The organism is Flavobacterium sp. ov086, assembly GCF_900187965.1.
In the GTDB taxonomy this organism is placed as follows: Bacteria; Bacteroidota; Bacteroidia; order Flavobacteriales; family Flavobacteriaceae; genus Flavobacterium.
The window spans coordinates 106,127-123,981 of record NZ_FZNL01000020.1; the positions used below are offsets into that span (position 1 = coordinate 106,127).

Here is a 17,855-nt window from a genome sequence, read left to right on the forward strand (position 1 = left end):
GATTTTTAAAGCAAATTGCCAATACATTTTTTTAATAATTTTCAAAGTGTATTTTTGTTTTCTCAAAAAACGATACCATGACAAAAAACATTTTTATTCTTGCCTTTTTTATTCTTTCGATATCGGGCAATAGCCAAACATTAAAGTTAGAAGAAATAATGAAAGGCGATTCCTTTATTGGAAATCAACCAACAGACGGACGCTGGTCTCTGGATGGTAAAAAAGTTTATTTTGAGTGGAATCCAACCAATGATTTAGGCACGAGCACTTATTCCTGGCAGAAAGGAGCAGCAAAACCAGTTTTGGTCGAGCCAAAAGAAGCCGCTTTTTCTAAACTTGATTTTAAAAGAAAACCAACTTCAGATGTAGTTTATTATATCGATAACGGAGGTTTGTATTCTTATTCAATTTCTACAAAAACAGTTAAAAAAATCTTTCAGCAAAGTACGCCAATTTCAAATATTGAATTAGGTACAACGGCAGGAGTGGTATTTTTTGAACAGAACGAGAATATCTTTAAATATAACGCCAAAGAGGGAACAGTTGTACAAATAACAAACTTCAGTAAAGGAACTAAAAAAGAGAAAACTTCAGATAAAGATTCGTTTTTGGTTGCGCAACAAAAAGAATTATTTCAATTCATTAAAGATAAGGAAGCAAAAAAACAGTGGAATCTTGCGAAAAGCAAAGCTGTTAAATCTGATTTTGCCAAAGAATATTTTTATGGTAAAGACAGTTTCTACAATCAAAAAGCAAATCCAAATGGAAATTTTGTCACTTTTAGTTTGATTGAAGAATCGGATGTCAAAAAAGAGAAAATGGAAGTTTTTATAACAGATGATGGTTATAATCAAACTCCTGATACCAAAGAAAAAGTTTCTACAGCAAATCTGCTAAAAACAAAATTCGGAATTTATTCTGTAGCAAAAGATACCGTTTATTACGTTAATTTTTCGGCTTTAAGCCATATTCAGGATACACCAAAGTATTATGAATCTTATGATAATTTAAAAAATAAAACCAAAGAAGACAGGTTAATTACGACTGAGGCACCAATTTATAACGAAGATGGATCTTTGACAATTGTTGACATTAGAAGTCAGGATAATAAAGACAGATGGTTGGTGAGTTTAAATCTTGAAAATGGAACTTTTAAAGAAATCGAACATCAACACGATGATGCATGGATTGCAGGTCCGGGAATTCCATCGTATTCGTTTGAGTCAGGGGTTCTTGGTTTTTTAGCAGATAATGAAACGATTTATTTCCAGTCTGAAGCTACGGGATATTCACATTTGTATACTTACAATGTAAAATCGAATAAGAAAACACAATTGACAAATGGAAACTGGGAAGTTCGTGATGTAACGTTATCAAATGATAAAAAGAATTTTTATTTAACTACAAATACAACGCATCCGGGAAATAGAAATTTCTATAAACTATCGTCTATTGGAGGTGCTTTAGAACCCATTTTAACTAAAGACGGCGCACATGAAGTAGTAGTTTCTCCAGATGAAAAATCACTTTTAGTACGTTATTCTTATAAAAATATTCCGTGGGATTTCTACATCGCCGACAATAAAAAGAATACAGCTTTACAGCAAATTTCTTCTTCGACTTCTGAAAGTTTCAAACAATATAAATGGAGAGAACCGGAAGTAATTACTTTTAAAGCACAAGACGGAACTCCTGTAAACGCAAGATTGTATGTGCCAAAAGCGGAGAATACTAATAAAGCAGCCATTATTTTTGTTCATGGTGCAGGTTATTTACAAAACGCACATAATTTTTGGAGCAATTATTACAGAGAATATATGTTCCATAATTTGTTGACAGATTTAGGATATACAGTTCTGGATATTGATTACAGAGGAAGCGACGGTTATGGACGTGATTTTAGAACTGGAATCTACCGTTTTATGGGAGGAAAAGATTTGTCTGATCAGCTTGACGGGAAAAAATACTTGGTGGAGAAATACGGAATCGACGCTAATAGAGTAGGGATTTACGGTGGTTCATACGGTGGTTTTATTACCTTAATGGGAATGTTAACGACTCCTGGAGAGTTTACTTCGGGTGCTGCTTTACGTTCCGTTACAGATTGGGCACATTATAATCATGGATATACCGGAAATATTTTAAACTTTCCTGAGACTGATCCTGAGGCTTATAAGAAAAGCTCACCAATTTATTTTGCCGATAATTTAAAAGGAAATTTGGTTATGCTACACGGAATGGTGGATGATAATGTTGAATATAAAGATATCGTACGTCTGTCGCAACGTTTTATAGAATTGCAGAAAAAGAATTGGACTCTTGCTTCGTTTCCTGTAGAATCACATGGATTTAAAGAAACATATTCCTGGATTGACGAATATAGCAGAATTTTAAATTTGTTTAATTCTACACTTCTTAAGAAATAGGTTTATAGTCTCAGTCACAGTGCAAAACAGTTCATAGAGTATTTTGAAAACACCAGTAAAGCTTTGTCAAAGTTTTAAATTTTGACAAAGCTCACGCAAAGACTGAGACTGAAAACTGAAATCTGATACTGCGACTAAAAAAGAATCTGAATAGATTCTTTTTTATTTTAATTAGTTTTAAATTTGCATCCATTAAAAACAACACAACACTAGGATAATGAGTAATACAATTACAACTACAAATTTCAATTTCCCAAATCAGAAATCAGTTTACCGCGGAAAAGTTAGAGAAGTTTACAACATTAATGACGAACTTTTAGTAATGGTAGCAACGGATAGACTTTCGGCTTTTGATGTGGTTTTACCAAAAGGAATTCCTTATAAAGGGCAAATCTTAAACCAAATTGCAACAAAATTCATGGAGTTAACTCAGGATATTGTTCCAAATTGGTTGATTGCAACTCCGGATCCAAATGTAGCTGTTGGACATTTATGTGAGCCTTTTAAAGTAGAAATGGTTATTCGTGGTTATGTTTCAGGTCATGCTGCACGTGAGTATGCTGCCGGAAGAAGACAAATTTGCGGAGTTACTATGGCAGAAGGTTTAAAAGAAAACGATAAATTTCCGGAACCAATTATTACGCCTACTACAAAAGCAGACAATGGTTCTCATGATGAAGATATTTCTCGTGAGGATATTTTATCTAAAGGAATCGTTTCTGAAGAAGATTATCTTGTTTTAGAAAAATATACCCATGCTTTGTTTCAAAGAGGAACTGAAATTGCCGCAAGCCGCGGATTAATTTTGGTAGATACTAAATATGAATTCGGGAAAACTAAAGATGGTGTTATTGTTTTAATTGACGAAATTCATACACCGGATTCATCTCGTTATTTCTATGCCGACGGATATCAGGAAAGACAAGAAAAAGGGGAGGAGCAAAAACAATTATCAAAAGAATTTGTACGTCGTTGGTTGATCGAAAATGGTTTTCAAGGACAGGAAGGACAACAAATTCCTGATATGACAGAAGCTTATATCGAATCAGTTTCTGAGAGATATATCGAGTTATTTGAAAATATTTTAGGAGAAAAATTCGTAAAAGCTGATATTGCTAATATTGATCAGCGTATCGAGAAAAATGTAGTGGAGTATCTTACTTCTAAATAGTAATTTTCAGGTTTAAAAAAGCTATTTTAAACCATGAACATTATAAAAACATAAAAAATGCCTTGCTATTTGTATCTATAATAGCAAGGCATTTTCTTTTTCAAATCTATATTATTAAATTTTACAATGATTCTTATATTTTGTTTGAAAATGATTTAAAGAATATTTAAACTAAAAAAAAAGTTTAATGTGTTGGTTTTTAATGTTTTGCACTTTTTTATTATAATCTTTTACTTTTAAGTGTAACGTTTTTGATTATTTAGCCGTCTACTATAGATAGGTAGTCAAGAATTTTAAAAACAACAAAATGCATTAATTTAATTTTAATATCAATCATCAATCACTTAATCATCAATCAACATGAAAAAATCAGTAATTATTTTGGGTATGGCTCTGGTCATATCTACAAATGTATCAGAAGCTTTTAATCGGAAGTTATCTGTAAAAAATCAAATTAATTTTAGTACTTATGAAACATCACTATTGCATTATGCAATATGTGAGGGAGACATTGAAAATGTTAAAAAAATCATTAAATACGGAGCCGATGTAAATAAGTTGTCCAGAGACATGTCGCCTTTAATGTTGGCAGCACGGTTTAATAAATTTGAAATCATTGGAATTTTGCTTGCAAATGGAGCCAAACCTTCACTAGAGAATGAAAAAGGTTTAATAGCATTAGATTACGCAGAGTACGCAAAAGCACATGAATCTATTGCTATTTTGAAAAAATTAAAATAGAGTGTATCAAAAAAGCATCATTACAATTAATGATGCTTTTTTATTAGATGTAGTTGATTAATCACTTCTCCATTTGTGCTTTTAAGTTTTCGAGACCTTTATCCAAATCTTTCCCAATCATAGTATCCATATTCATCATTGGCATCATGATATTCATAGGATAAGGGAAAACACCATTAATTCCCCATTTTACTTTGGTTTGATTCGCTGTAATTGCTTCTGTAGACATAAAACCTACTGCAGTATCCTCCATTGGTTTTTTAAAACGTAAGGCAAAATCAATACGTTTTCCTTCGGTTATCTTTGTAATCTCTTGTTCGCCAACACCAACTTCCTTTATATTACTTTCCCAAGCCGATATTGAACCTACAGTTCCATCAGTTCCTTTGTAAGTAGATTTCATTTTTGGATCGATGTTAGCCCAAACACTAAATTGATTTTGGTTCTTTAAATATTTTACATAATTAAAAACACTATCAGCAGGTTTGTTTATTGTAATCTCTCTTTGTATCGCATAATCTTTTGGCATAAAGTACGCTGCAATCAATACTATTGCCACAATTAGGATAAGCACGACTAGAATTCTTTTGATGATTATCATTTTCTAAAGTTTTAGGGTTAAAAATTGGGTTAATGATTTAGTTGAACTTCTTTTTTGCTTTCATTTTACAGTAAAGTTAAAAAACTAAAGCATTGAATTTGTTGGGTTTAAAATTTTTTGATGAATTTTTTTATATTTTTTTCGATTTTACTGTAACATTTTAAAGTTTGCTGCGTCTATTATAAAAGCAAGTTAAGATTTTGGAAACGTAAAGTTTTAAAATGTAACCCTTTTATTAACTGAATGTTAAGAATTAGTTAAAACATGGTACCTTGCATTGCATAATACAAAAATAGAAGTACATTTACATAGAAATTAAAAATCATCATTATCAATCAATTAAATAATCAATCAACATGAAAAAATCAGTAATTATCTTAGGAGTAGCTTTAGTAGCATTTGCAAATGTTTCAATGGCATCAAATCACAAATTAGTTGTGAAAAACGGAGTTGAATTTACAAGATCTTTTGTATCTCCATTAAACGTTGCAGTTAGCAAAGGAGATCTTGAAATCGTGAAAAAATTTATTGAGTATGGAGCTGATGTAAATCAGATATCTGAAGACATGTCACCTTTAATGACTGCGGCACGTTACAACAAAGTAGAAATTTTAAAAGTATTATTAGCTAGCGGCGCACGTCCAAGCGATAAAAATGACAAAGGATACACTGCCTTAAAATATGCACAATTATCTAATGCAACAGATGCAATTGCAATATTAAAAGATTTAAAATAAAAACGTTTTTGAGCTAAAAGTTTAAAAGAGTTTTGAGTTAGTAATTGAAACGACCTTCCTTGAGCAGAAGGTCGTTTTTATTTTTAGTAGTTACCAGAAACGTATATTATTCTACTTTTCTTCTTGTATAATTCAGTAAATAGTGAATTACAAAAGATTAAAAATTTATTTTTTTAATTTGATTGTCCTGAATTTTGGAGAATACAATTAATCCTGTAATTGCCCCAATCGTTGCAAACAACATATCAGATTGTGTGTCCCAAACATATCCCTGAGTTCCTAAAAAGGCGTCTCCACCGTCGCCGGTTGCAAGAGAAACAAACCATTCAATAAATTCATATGTAGCACTAATTGCTAAACATATACAAACAATAATAAAGTTGAAAAAGCTTTTATTGTTAATTACTTCTTTGCGTATAAAAAGTTCTCTGATAATCATTGCAGGAACTAATCCTTGTGCAAAATGACCCACTTTATCATAATTGTTTCGGCTTTGATGAAATAGCTCTTTGATATAGTCAAAAAGCGGAACTTCGGCATACGTATAATGTCCGCCAATGAAAAGTATGATGCAATGTAGCAATATTAGCGTATAGGTGAAATTTGTAAATCGGAATTTTTTAAAAGTAAAAGCTAAAACTAAAAAGCCTATAATTGCCGGAATTATTTCCAGAAAACAAGTAAATCCTTCTTTTGGATTTATAATAGACAGCAACAAAGAAAGTAGAAAAATGGAGATTAAGGAATAGATGTATTTCATAAATAAGGTTTTACTTTGATGCTATGCAAGATATCAAACTTAGGGGAATGAAATCAAAAAAGCACCATTAAAAATAATGATGCTTTTTCTTTAACCGAATCAAATTAATTTAACAAATTAATCTATCTTAAATATTTTATTCAATTTTTACATTTTTTTTGCGGTTGAATACCCAAAATAAGATTGGGAAAACCAATAAGGTTAGAATCGTTGCTGTAACCAAACCTCCAATAATAACAATTGCTAAAGGTTTTTGTGATTCAGAACCAATTCCTGTTGAAATTGCTGCCGGCATTAAACCTATCGATGCCATTAATGCGGTCATAACTACGGCTCTTGTTCTTGCTTTTACTCCCATGAAAATGGATTCTTCGAGCGTAAATTTTGCCTTGAGATTATGATGAAATTCTGAAATTAGAATAACCCCGTTCTGAATACAAATTCCGAGTAAAGCAATAAAACCAACTCCTGCCGAGATTCCAAAATTCATTCCTGTAAGATGCAAAGCAATGATTCCTCCAATTACGGCAAATGGAACATTGGCTAAAACCAATAATGAATCTTTGATGTTTCCGAACAAAATAAACAACAGAACAAAGATCCCAATTAAACTTATTGGAACTACTTGAGCCAAACGTGCACTGGCGCGAATTTGATTTTCAAATTCTCCTGTCCAGCCTGTTGTGTAACCTGTAGGCATTTTTAGTTCGGCTACTTTTTTCTGAGCTTCGGCAATTGTACTTCCTAAATCACGATCACGAACAGAGAATTTTACTCCAATAAAACGTTTTGTATTATCTCTGTAAATAAATGCAGGTCCTGTAACGGTTTTAATATCGCAAATTTCTTTTAATGGAATTTTTACGCCGCTTATTGTTGGCACTTTAAGTTCGGCAAGATCGACTTCGTCTTTTCGATATTCTTTTAAGAAACGAACCCTTACATCAAATTTTTTCTCATCTTCATATTTCTGAGTAGCTGTTTTTCCTCCAAAAGCTAATTCCAAAACGGCTTGTGCATCACTTAAAGTAACTCCGTAAGCAGCCATTTTTTCTCGATCTAAAATCACACTAATTTCTGGCTGACCAACGTTTCTAAGAATTCCGACGTCTTTTATCCCAGGAATATTCTTAATTTTTGCCAGAACTTCATTAGACAATTCATCTAGTTTATCCAGATCGTCTCCATATATTTTTACAGCATTCGAAGCTTTAAAACCAGCCACAGATTCGGCTACGTTATCAATAACAGGTTGTGAATAATTATAAGTAATTCCTTGGTGAACTTTTAGCTTCTGATCCATTTCATTGATCAGTTCGTCCATATTGATTTTTCGTCTCCAATCAGATTTAGGTTTTAAATCTACCTGAAGCTGGATAAATCCAAAACCATTTGGGTCGGTTCCGTCGTTACTTCTACCAGTTTGAGATAGTACATTTTTTACTTCGGGAAAACTTTCCAGATCTTTTCGAATCATCGAAGCTGTTTTTACACTTTCCGGTAATGAAGTACTCATTGGCAATTCGGCAGTAACCCATAAAGCACCTTCATTTAATTGAGGTAAAAATTCAGTTCCCAGAAAAGTTGCCGAGAAGAAAACCGCCACCAATAATGCAATCGAAGCAATTAGCGTTTTTACTTTATGTTTAAATGTCCACGCAAAACCTTTACCAACGATTCTGTCCCAGAAATTCACAAACGGATTATGTTTTTCTTTTACATTTTTATTTAAAAGAATATGAGACAAAACAGGAACCAATGTCAAAGTAAAAAGTAAAGCTCCCATTAAGGCAAATCCTAAAGTATAGGCTAGGGGAGAGAACATTTTTCCTTCAACTTTCTGAAATGAAAATATAGGTAATAAAGCAGTGATGATGATTAATTTAGAAAAGAAGATGGCTTTACCCATTTCAGTTCCGGTCTTTTTGATCAAACTACCTTTTGCAATTTTATTGTAAGCAGTCATTCCAAGTTGATGCGCTCGACGATCGAGTACCACAAATAATCCTTCGACCATAACGACGGCACCATCTATAATAATACCAAAATCGACTGCACCTAAACTCAGTAGGTTCGCACTCATTCCCATCATTTTAAGGCATAAAAAGGCAAATAACAACGATAACGGAATAACAATCGAAACGGTGAAAGTTGTTCTCCAGTCTGCCATGAAAAGAAATACGACACAAGTAACCAGAATAATTCCTTCGAATAAATTGTGCATTACAGTTTCGGTCGTGAAATTCATCAAGTTATCACGATCGTAAAATGTCTCAATTTTTATATCCTTTGGAAGCACATTATCGTTTAAGTCCTGGATTTTAGCTTTGATTAATGCCAGTGTTTCCTGAGCGTTTTCGCCTTTACGCATTACAACAATCCCTTCGACAGCATCATCATTTTTGCCAATTCCGGTTTGACCAACTCTAGGCATCGAACTTTCGTACACAGAAGCAACATTTTTTACCAAAATTGGATTTCCGTGTGCATCATCAACTATAATATTTTCGATATCCGGAATTGATTTTAAAAGACCAACACCACGAACCACAAAAGCTTGTCCGTTTTTCTCGATTACATCTCCGCCAACATTTAAGTTTCCGGCATTTACAGCATTATAAACCTGTAGCGGCGTAATATTATATTTGGCAAGTTTGATTGGATCAACTCCAACTTCATAAGTTTTTACCTGACCTCCAAATACATTTAAATCGGCAACACCAGGAACAGAACGTAATTGTTTGTCAATTATCCAGTTTTGATACGTCAATAATTCTCTACTATCCCTACTGTCACTTTTTACAATATATCTGAAAATTTCTCCAGTTGGTCCGTAAGGCGGCTGAACATCTGGTTCAACATCATCTGGAAGTGAAACATTTTTTAATAAATTATTTACCTGTTGGCGTGCAAAAGTATCATCAACGCCGTCATCAAAAATAATTTTGATTACAGATAAACCAAACATGGTAATACTACGAACGCTCGTCTTTTTCTGTACGGAATTCATTGAAATCTCAATAGGAGAGGTTACAAAACGCTCTACTTCCTCGGCACTTTTACCATTCCATTGTGTGATAATGATAATCTGAGTATTGGTTACATCAGGAAAAGCGTCAATAGGCATGTTTTTAAAAGAAATAAATCCCGCAACGGCCAATATTCCTACCCAGAAAAAGGTGAATGCTTTATTCTTAAGCGAAAAAGCAATAATGTTTCTTATGAATTTGTTCATTTTAAAAAGTCTTTTTAATGATGAATTTTATTTTTTAATTGAATATTCTCGTTCTAAATATTCTTATTGGTATGTCTTATCAGAACTCGGTATGAAAACGTAATGCCAGAAATTGAACCGGACCCCTGTCTTTATTATAAGCCGGATTCATGGCAAATTGATAATCCGGTGAAAGCCAAAATGAGTATTAGGGATTAAAAAGGAATAAAAAACTTCTACGATTTGCTCTATTCCATAATTTAAAGTTCCGTCACCAATCATAAATCCATTTCCGCCCAGCTTTTGGTATTCCTTATGCGGATTTGATAATCCGTTGGCAACTACTGCAATTCCTGCAAAATCATCTTTCCGGTTCCACATTTTTCCTTTCAGATTAATGCCTAATTGTGCTGATCTGTCAATTTCTGTAAATGCCCAGGTTTCATTTTTTCCATCATTATAGCTTATTCTCCCAAAAAGCCCCCAGGAATCGCCATGTGTATAATCCATATTTAAACCAACACCATATTTTGTACGACCATTTTGCCTTGTACTTTTAATATCCGGAATTGTAGTGAAATTTGAATTTGCCTCGTCATAATTTCCCATACCGGCAACATTTCTAAAACCTAATAATTTAATGTTGCTGGTATCGTTATTGCTGAAAACTATTTGTTTTTCAATTTCTACATTTACAGCATTCGAATTCTTAAAACTAAATTCGACATTTGGACCATTTGCAGTAGTCGGCAAAGCAGTTAAAGAACCTCTTATTTGCCAGGTATCAAATTGATAATTAGCATATAATCCATCTGTATATCCTCGAGTATTTGCAGCATAATCCCAGGCTCCATGCGTCATCAATGACCAGTTCAGGAATTGTGTTCTGGGATCATGTGAGTACGTATTATTATCAAAATAATCGGATAGACCAAACTTCCCAAAAACCAATTGCAACGATTTATTATTTTTTAACTGAAATTTCTGTTCCAGAAGCATTCTCGCTACATAAACAACAGGCTTGGTATCTCCAATTCTAAAAGTTTCTCCGTTAGGAAAACCTCCTAATCCTCTGGCTTGCGATAAACCTTCTCCTCCTGACATTTCGGGATTAAAAGTTGCCGTAGCACCTTTCCAAAGTGGAACATCAAGATATAAAGTTGACGTTAATGATAATGCACTTTCCTCTTCAGGATGCATACTATTTGTTCCGGAATAATCGGCATGAAAAGCAGGATGATATTGATAAATAGAAGTCATTTGAAATTTCAGACTATATTTTCGTATCGAATCTGTTTCTTGTGAAAATGATAGCGCTGAAAAAAACAACGTTGCAAAACTCAAAATATTTACAGATTTTTCCATCTTGCTAGTCGTTTAAAGCGCGATAAATAAATAACTGATTGTTGGTAATAACTTTTTCATTCTCCTTTAAACCGTTCGAAATGTAGGTTGTATCTCCAACAACCCGGTAAACATCAACCTGTCTGGTTTCGATATTATGACGATCTTTAAAAACCATTACAAAGTTTTTACTTTTATCAAAAACAATTGCTTTACTAGGAATTGCAATCAGTGATTTATCTTCATTAAAAGACAATTTGATGCTTGCATTCATATCAGGTTTCAACATATATCCCGGATTCTGTAATTTGATACGTGCCTGCATAGCTTTAGTTTCCGGATCAATCACGTTGAATATTTTATCTACTTTTCCTTTAAAAACTTTATCAGGATAACTTAAAGTAGTAACATCGGCATCGATTCCTAGTTTCACTTTATTAATATCCATTTCATTAATATTTGCCATTGCCCAAACTTCACTGATCTCTGCAATATCAAAAATGTTTTCAGATCGGTCGCTTCTCAAAAGCATATCCTGATTAATACTTTTTTGAATAATAAAACCACTAATTGGCGCCGTTACTTCGTAAATCGATCCCGCTTTAATATTGTAGATTTTATATGTTTCCTGAATTTTATTTAACTGAGATTGTGCTTTGTTTACTTCTGATTTTGCCTGAAGAACATCGCTTTCAGAGTTTAGCTTGCCGTCAAATAATTCCTGAGCGACTTTTAAACTGTTTTTTGCAACCAATAAATCACTTTTAGCATCAATCGATTGTTTTTCAAAATCAGCAATATCAGTACTTCTTATAGTTGCCAGAACTTGTCCTTTGTTTACATAATCTCCAAGTTCTACATTTACTTTTATAACACTTCCACCAACAAGCGGATAAACATCTATGGCTTTATTATTGTCAGCCGTGATTTTTCCGTAAAAACTCAATTGATTTTTTACTGGCTGATTTTTTGCCTCAGCCATTGTAGTCGTTTTTAGCATTGCATCACTTAGTGCAAACGAGGCATTTGTATCTGGATTTTCAACTTCTTTTTTGCAGCTTGCAAAAGACAGACTTACGATTGCAATTCCTATGATTAGTTTATGTTTCATCTTTTTAGTTTTAAAATAAGTCTTTGTTGATTGTACTGTTTAATTCTTCGCCTGAAAGGACTACTTTTTTCTTTAATTCATTTACCTGAATCGAAGCCTGATTGTAACTTTCCATGAAATCTGTAAATTCTAATAAACTGACGTTTCGTTTTTGAAAGTTATTTAGCATTCCATTGTAAACAGCTTCAAAATCCGAATTAACAGTTGGTTTTATAACCACATAGTTTTTGCGGGATTCATCCCATTTATTCCAAGCCGAAGTAATATCAGTTTGCAATTGCAAGTCAAAGTTTTGCTTGTCGACTTTAGATTGTTCCAGAATTGTCTGAGCGTATTTGATGTTTCCTTTGTTTTTATTCCATAGCGGCAACGGAATTCCAAGTGTCAGATTGGCTTCTTTATTAAAAGCACCACTTCGTTGATCATAGTTTGCACCAACAGTAATGTCCGGAATAGAAAGCGATTTTTGCCATTTTACGTTTAAAGTGTTTGCATCAATCTCTTTTTGTTTGGCTAAATAATCAGGACGACTTGCTATTGCATCACTTTCAAAAGACTTTAAATCAAAAGGAAGTGCTTTTAAGTATTTATTGAACTCCGTATCAGAAACATTTGGAACTACCGTTTCTGTTTCGTTCAGTAATAATTTCAAATTAGCTTGTTCTTCGATATTATCATTCACAACTTCCATACGCTCATTTTTAAAATTGAGATACAAAGACTGCAAACGAACTAAATCTCGCAGAGGAATATTCCCTTTTTGAACCTGAACAGAGTAGGAGTTAATCAAATCTTCAATATGTGCGATTTGCTTGTCTGTAGTTTCAAGATTCTTGGTGTTGTAATAAACAGTATAAAAACTTTTTCGTAATTGCAGTTTTAAAGTTCTCAATAAATCATTGAATTGCAATTCAGCCAATTGTTCATTGGTTTGAGCGAGTTTTACTTCATTACGTTTTTTTCCGCCTAAATAGATTAGCTGTTCGATACCAAATGCTTTTTGACCTTCCTTTCCAATATCGAAATATTGATTCCTTTCGGGATTGTAGGCGTTTAATTCTGCGCTAATTGTGGGGTTGTCCCAAATTCGGGCTTGAATGGTTAGTGCTTTCGAAGCATCAATATTATACTGAGATGCTAACAAAAAAAGATTCTTTTTAAGAAACTGGCTCTCACAATCCTGAAGTGTGACTGTTTTTTGAGCTGTAATTGCTTGATTGAACAATACAAGCAATAGTAATGCACATAGTTTTCTCATTGTATCAAATTTATTTTATACAAATATGCTATCAGCAGACTTTAAGACACCTTAAATTCTACCTTAAAAATACCTTAAAATAAATTATAAATGAAAAAATAACTGAAATAAATTCGTGTTAATATCTGAAACCGTGTAGGTTATGGTGGCGCTATGAAGATTTAAAATACGTTGAACAATACGCAAACCAAGCCCAAAACCTGAAGTTCCTTTAGAGTTTTCGCCACGCATAAAGGGTTGAAAGAGATTTTTTTGTTCCGTTTCACTTAAAGTTTTTCCAGTATTTAAGACTGATATAATAAGATGTTCATTATCAGTACTTATTTTAACTTTTGCTTGTTTATTGTCAGAGTAGACACAAGCATTTTTTAAAACATTACTTAAAGCAATCTCTAATAAATTTTTGTTTCCTTTGATTTCTAATGCGGTATCTAAATTGTCATTTTCTTCGATTTCAAATAAAATAACAAAATCCGGAAAGCTTTTATTCAAAGTTTCGATTGCCGAAAAAATAATTTCATCAATGCGATGAACTTCATTGTTTTCGTAGTTTTTGTTATCAATTTTAGACAGAACAAGCAATGAATTGATTAGTTCTGTTAATTGATTCACATCAGATAAAATTGTTTTTAAAAACGATTTCCTTTCTACAGAAGTATTGGGATCAGCTACAACATTTTCTATCTGTGAAGTAATTCTCGACAGAGGAGTTCTAAGCTCATGAGAAGCGTGTGCTGTAAATTCTTTTTGCTTTTGATACGAAACTTCAATCCTGTCCATCATAAAGTTAAACTCATTTGCAATCAGGTCAATTTCGTTTTTATTACTTTTTGATTCAATACGGGTATCGAGATTATTTTCGTTTATGTTTTTTATTTTCTGATGAAAAGCGCTCAACGGATTCATAGCCTTTTTAACCATAAAAGAAGTTAAAACCCAGCAAATACAAGTAAAAAAGATATAAGAGATAACCAAAGTATATCTTAAGAATAAGAGTTTTCGCTTTCCATAATCATCAGTTGCCGATATTAAAGCATAAAAATCCCGGTCTTTAGTATCATAAAAAACACCATAAACCTCGTAGTTTCCTTGTTGTTTAAAGAAAGTCTTGTGTTTTTTAAGGTATTTTAAATCATCAATAGACCAATTGATTCTGGCATCATCAATACTACTGTAAATAAGTTTGTAATGAGAATCGAATACCAATGTTTTCTCATTATACAATTTATTGATCGAATTTTGATCGATTATTTTCAAAAGCTGATCATCGACTTCTTTTACATTCACCAAAAGTTTAATGTTCGAAAGTGCCTTTATTTCCAGTCGATCACGAAATTCTTCTTTTCTAAAATTAGAATATAAAACAAATATCAAAGTAGAAGCCAATCCAAAAAGGATTGTAAACAATAGACTAACTAATAATGATATTCTGTTTTTTAATGTCATTCCTGATCGCTTAAATAATATCCGTAACCAATTTTGGTCCGAATCAGTTTTATTTCGTGGTCTTTATCGATTTTTTTTCTTAGAAAGTTAATATAAACCTCAATAGTATTCTGATTAGTTTCAATATGATAATCCCAAAGTTTATCGGCAATAAATTGCTTAGACAATACTTTTCCTTTGGCTTGAGCCAAAATCAAAATCAGTTTAAATTCCTTTGGAGTAAGTTTTATTTCTTCGCCAGAGCGATAAACCTTCATATCATCTTCTAGAATCTCTAAATCCTGAATCAATATTTTTTTCTCACTTTGCTGCGGAATTTCTTTTCGTCTTAATAAAGAGGAAATTCTAGCGTATAATTCTTCAAAATGAAAAGGTTTTACTAAATAATCATCTGCACCATTATTAAAAGAAGCAAGTTTATCTTCAATTTCGCTAAAAGCAGTGAGCATAATTATTGGCGTCTTTTTATCGACCTCCCTGATTCCTTTGCAAACGTCAATTCCATTTATCCCAGGAACATTTATATCCAGAATGACTAAATCATATTCATAAGGAAAATATTTCTTTAGTAATAAAGAACCATCATAATAAGGGACACACTCGAATTCTTTTGAAGTAAAGAATGCCGAGATTTCTTTGGATAAAGTAAAATCGTCTTCGAGTAATAGTATTTTCATATTTTTTTTGAAATCAATTCGGCTATCGAAATAACCGAATTGATGTTTTGGATCTTGTTTTTATTTAAAATAAGAAAAAGTTTCATTGTTTTCAATCTTCAATAATGACTCATAAATCAATTGAATCACATTTTCGACATCTTCTCTATGAACCATTTCTACTGTTGTATGCATATAACGCAAAGGCAAAGAAATCAATGCCGATGCCACGCCGCCATTGCTATAAGCAAAAGCATCAGTATCAGTTCCCGTCGCTCTTGAAGTAGCATGACGCTGAAACGGAATTTTGTTTTCTACAGCAGTGTCAATGATCAAATCACGCAGTCTGTTTTGAACCGCAGGTGCATAAGCAATAACAGGACCTTTCCCCATTTTAAGATCGCCTTCTACTTTTTTATCAATCATTGGAGTAGTGGTATCGTGGCAAACGTCAGTCACAATAGCAACGTTTGGTTTAATTGTTTGAGCAATCATCTCAGCACCACGTAAACCTATTTCTTCCTGAACCGAATTTACAATGTATAAACCAAATGGAAGTGTTTTTTTGTTCTCTTTTAATAAACGAGCAACTTCGGCAATCATAAAACCGCCCATTCTATTGTCAATTGCGCGACAAACAAATTTATTCTCGTTCAAAATCATAAACTCATCAGGATATGTAATTACACAACCCACGTGAACACCCATTGCCTCAACTTGCTCTTTGGTTTCACAGCCTAAATCAATAAAGATATTACTGATTTTTGGAGCTTCCTCCTTATCACGTAATCTTGTATGAATTGCCGGCCATCCAAAAACACCCTTCACAATTCCTTTTTTAGTATGAATATGAACCCTTTTAGAAGGTGCAATCTGGTGATCAGAACCACCATTTCTAATAACATACAATAAACCGTCATCCGTAATATAGTTTACATACCAGGAAATTTCGTCGGCATGACCTTCAATTACAACCTTAAAAGGTGCATCAGGATTAATAACTCCAACCGCTGTTCCGTAAGTATCAGTAATAAAAGTATCAACGTAAGGCTTTAAATAATTCATCCAAAGTTTTTGACCTTCACTCTCATAACCAGTCGGTGAGGCGTTATTTAGGTAGCTTTCCAGGAAAGCAAGGGAGGTATCTTTTAAGATAGATTTAGTACTCATAAAAATATTTTTTTGCTAATTTATAAATTTGGTATTAGAGTTGTGTATAAATATATAATTTTACATTTAAATTATGACTCAATGAGATTTACCTACATTATTTTATTCTTTGTACTGATTTCGTATGCAAGCCAAGCTCAGGTTACTCCCAAACCAAATAAGGAAATGGGCTATGTTTTAACCGAGAATGATTCTATTTTAAACGATACGATTGAATTGCCCGAGATTATCATTTCTAAAGAAAAGCTAGATCCCGAAGCACAAAAGCAATTTTTGATCCTTCAAAATCGGGTTTATAAAGTATATCCTTATGCTAAACTGGCAGCAGATCGTTTGACTGCGCTAAATCAGGGAATGGCACGTTTAAAAACCAATCGCGAAAAGAAAAAGTATTTTAAAATCGTTGAAGACTACCTTAATAATGAATTCGAAGACAGATTAAAGAAACTGTCACGAAGACAAGGTCAGATTTTGGTAAAATTAATCAACAGACAAACCGGAATTACAACGTATGAATTAATTCGAACCCTAAAAAGCGAATTCAAAGCCTTTGTTTCTAATACAACCGCCAATTTGTTTGATATAAGTTTAAAGAAAGAATACAAGCCATATGAAGTAAACGAAGACTATTTAATAGAAACCATACTTCAGCGCGCATTTGACTCCGGCCGATTAATTAATCAGAAACCCGCCAATCCTGTAGATTACAACGATCTGATGAATTTCTGGGAAGAAAAAGCAAAAACGCAACCCAAAAAATAATCACTCCTTATATATAAGGAACAATTTCATTTCCCAACCCGACAGTTTTTCAAAACCTGTCGGGTTTATTTTTGTCCCTATATATAAGAAGGAGTTATTTGGTAAGCGTCCCGAGGCTTCGGGAGAAGCATTTTGGAATTTAATAAAGATTAGGAGCTATTTCCCGCTATGCACTACAATCTTTTGCTTTTTCCTTTAAAAAGCAAAAGGATTTCCGTTACTATCGGGGCTAGGGCAGTAGTTTTCATAAGAAACAAACCCGTCAAAAGAGAAAACTTAGCGCCTTTGCGTCTTTGTGCGAGATAAAAACCAGCAAAGAAACGAGCTCAGAGACTTTTCAAACCCCAATAACTCTGATAAAAAAAGAAAGAGCAACCTTAGCGCCTTGGCGGCAAAACCACATAAAACCCCGGAAAACATCCAAATTCCCACAAAGGGTAGAAAACTTCAAAAGTTAA

At 33.0% G+C, this 17,855-nt stretch carries 14 protein-coding genes; 5 read left to right on the plus strand and 9 right to left on the minus strand.

Features of this window, described 5'->3' with window-relative positions; all coding sequences use genetic code 11:
• Positions 1 to 77 precede the first annotated feature (77 nt).
• The 3 genes from CHB81_RS19930 (at position 78) to CHB81_RS19940 (ending at position 4,338) form a co-directional block, all read left to right on the plus strand.
• Positions 78 to 2,426, plus strand: coding sequence for a prolyl oligopeptidase family serine peptidase (locus CHB81_RS19930; protein ID WP_089353596.1), 2,349 nt, complete (start codon positions 78 to 80; stop codon positions 2,424 to 2,426).
• A 217-nt stretch (positions 2,427 to 2,643) separates the two neighbouring features.
• Positions 2,644 to 3,597 carry a phosphoribosylaminoimidazolesuccinocarboxamide synthase gene (locus tag CHB81_RS19935; protein ID WP_089353597.1) on the plus strand — a complete coding sequence of 318 codons (954 nt, stop codon included), beginning with the start codon at positions 2,644 to 2,646 and terminating at the stop codon, positions 3,595 to 3,597.
• Positions 3,598 to 3,957: 360 nt separating this feature from the next.
• Positions 3,958 to 4,338, plus strand: a complete 381-nt coding sequence (locus CHB81_RS19940) for an ankyrin repeat domain-containing protein (RefSeq protein WP_089353598.1) — start codon at positions 3,958 to 3,960, stop codon at positions 4,336 to 4,338.
• Positions 4,339 to 4,399: 61 nt separating this feature from the next.
• Here the strand turns inward: CHB81_RS19940 and CHB81_RS19945 are convergent, their stop codons facing one another.
• Positions 4,400 to 4,939: an SRPBCC family protein gene (locus tag CHB81_RS19945; protein ID WP_089353599.1), complete on the minus strand. Its 540-nt coding sequence runs from the start codon at positions 4,937 to 4,939 to the stop codon at positions 4,400 to 4,402.
• Between the two features lie 356 nt (positions 4,940 to 5,295).
• Between CHB81_RS19945 and CHB81_RS19950 the strand changes: the two genes are divergently transcribed.
• Positions 5,296 to 5,676 (plus strand): ankyrin repeat domain-containing protein, encoded by a 381-nt coding sequence (locus CHB81_RS19950; protein ID WP_089353600.1) that lies wholly within the window; start codon positions 5,296 to 5,298, stop codon positions 5,674 to 5,676.
• Positions 5,677 to 5,833: 157 nt separating this feature from the next.
• Here the strand turns inward: CHB81_RS19950 and CHB81_RS19955 are convergent, their stop codons facing one another.
• The 8 genes from CHB81_RS19955 to CHB81_RS19990 all read right to left on the minus strand — a co-directional run bounded on the left by CHB81_RS19955 (position 5,834) and on the right by CHB81_RS19990 (position 16,635).
• On the minus strand, positions 5,834 to 6,436 hold the full coding sequence (locus tag CHB81_RS19955; protein ID WP_089353601.1) for a DUF2238 domain-containing protein: 603 nt from the start codon (positions 6,434 to 6,436) through the stop codon (positions 5,834 to 5,836).
• A gap of 136 nt (positions 6,437 to 6,572) precedes the next feature.
• On the minus strand, positions 6,573 to 9,671 hold the full coding sequence (locus CHB81_RS19960) for an efflux RND transporter permease subunit (protein ID WP_089353602.1): 3,099 nt from the start codon (positions 9,669 to 9,671) through the stop codon (positions 6,573 to 6,575).
• 147 nt (positions 9,672 to 9,818) lie between these two features.
• Entirely contained in the window at positions 9,819 to 11,015 is a 1,197-nt protein-coding gene (locus CHB81_RS19965; protein ID WP_089353603.1) for a carbohydrate porin, read from the minus strand.
• Positions 11,016 to 11,019: 4 nt separating this feature from the next.
• A complete protein-coding gene (locus tag CHB81_RS19970; protein ID WP_089353604.1) occupies positions 11,020 to 12,105 on the minus strand; it encodes an efflux RND transporter periplasmic adaptor subunit in 1,086 nt (361 codons plus the stop codon).
• 10 nt (positions 12,106 to 12,115) lie between these two features.
• Positions 12,116 to 13,363, minus strand: coding sequence for a TolC family protein (locus tag CHB81_RS19975; RefSeq protein WP_089353605.1), 1,248 nt, complete (start codon positions 13,361 to 13,363; stop codon positions 12,116 to 12,118).
• A gap of 84 nt (positions 13,364 to 13,447) precedes the next feature.
• Complete coding sequence (locus CHB81_RS19980; RefSeq protein WP_089353606.1) at positions 13,448 to 14,809, minus strand: HAMP domain-containing sensor histidine kinase; 1,362 nt, start codon at positions 14,807 to 14,809, stop codon at positions 13,448 to 13,450.
• Positions 14,806 to 15,486, minus strand: coding sequence for a response regulator transcription factor (locus CHB81_RS19985; RefSeq protein ID WP_089353607.1), 681 nt, complete (start codon positions 15,484 to 15,486; stop codon positions 14,806 to 14,808). Before CHB81_RS19985 ends, CHB81_RS19980 begins: the two co-directional genes overlap by 4 nt.
• 60 nt (positions 15,487 to 15,546) lie before the next feature.
• Entirely contained in the window at positions 15,547 to 16,635 is a 1,089-nt protein-coding gene (locus tag CHB81_RS19990; RefSeq protein ID WP_089353608.1) for a M42 family metallopeptidase, read from the minus strand.
• An 81-nt stretch (positions 16,636 to 16,716) separates the two neighbouring features.
• Between CHB81_RS19990 and CHB81_RS19995 the strand changes: the two genes are divergently transcribed.
• Positions 16,717 to 17,397 carry a DUF4294 domain-containing protein gene (locus tag CHB81_RS19995; RefSeq protein ID WP_089353609.1) on the plus strand — a complete coding sequence of 227 codons (681 nt, stop codon included), beginning with the start codon at positions 16,717 to 16,719 and terminating at the stop codon, positions 17,395 to 17,397.
• The last annotated feature ends 458 nt before the right edge of the window (positions 17,398 to 17,855 follow it).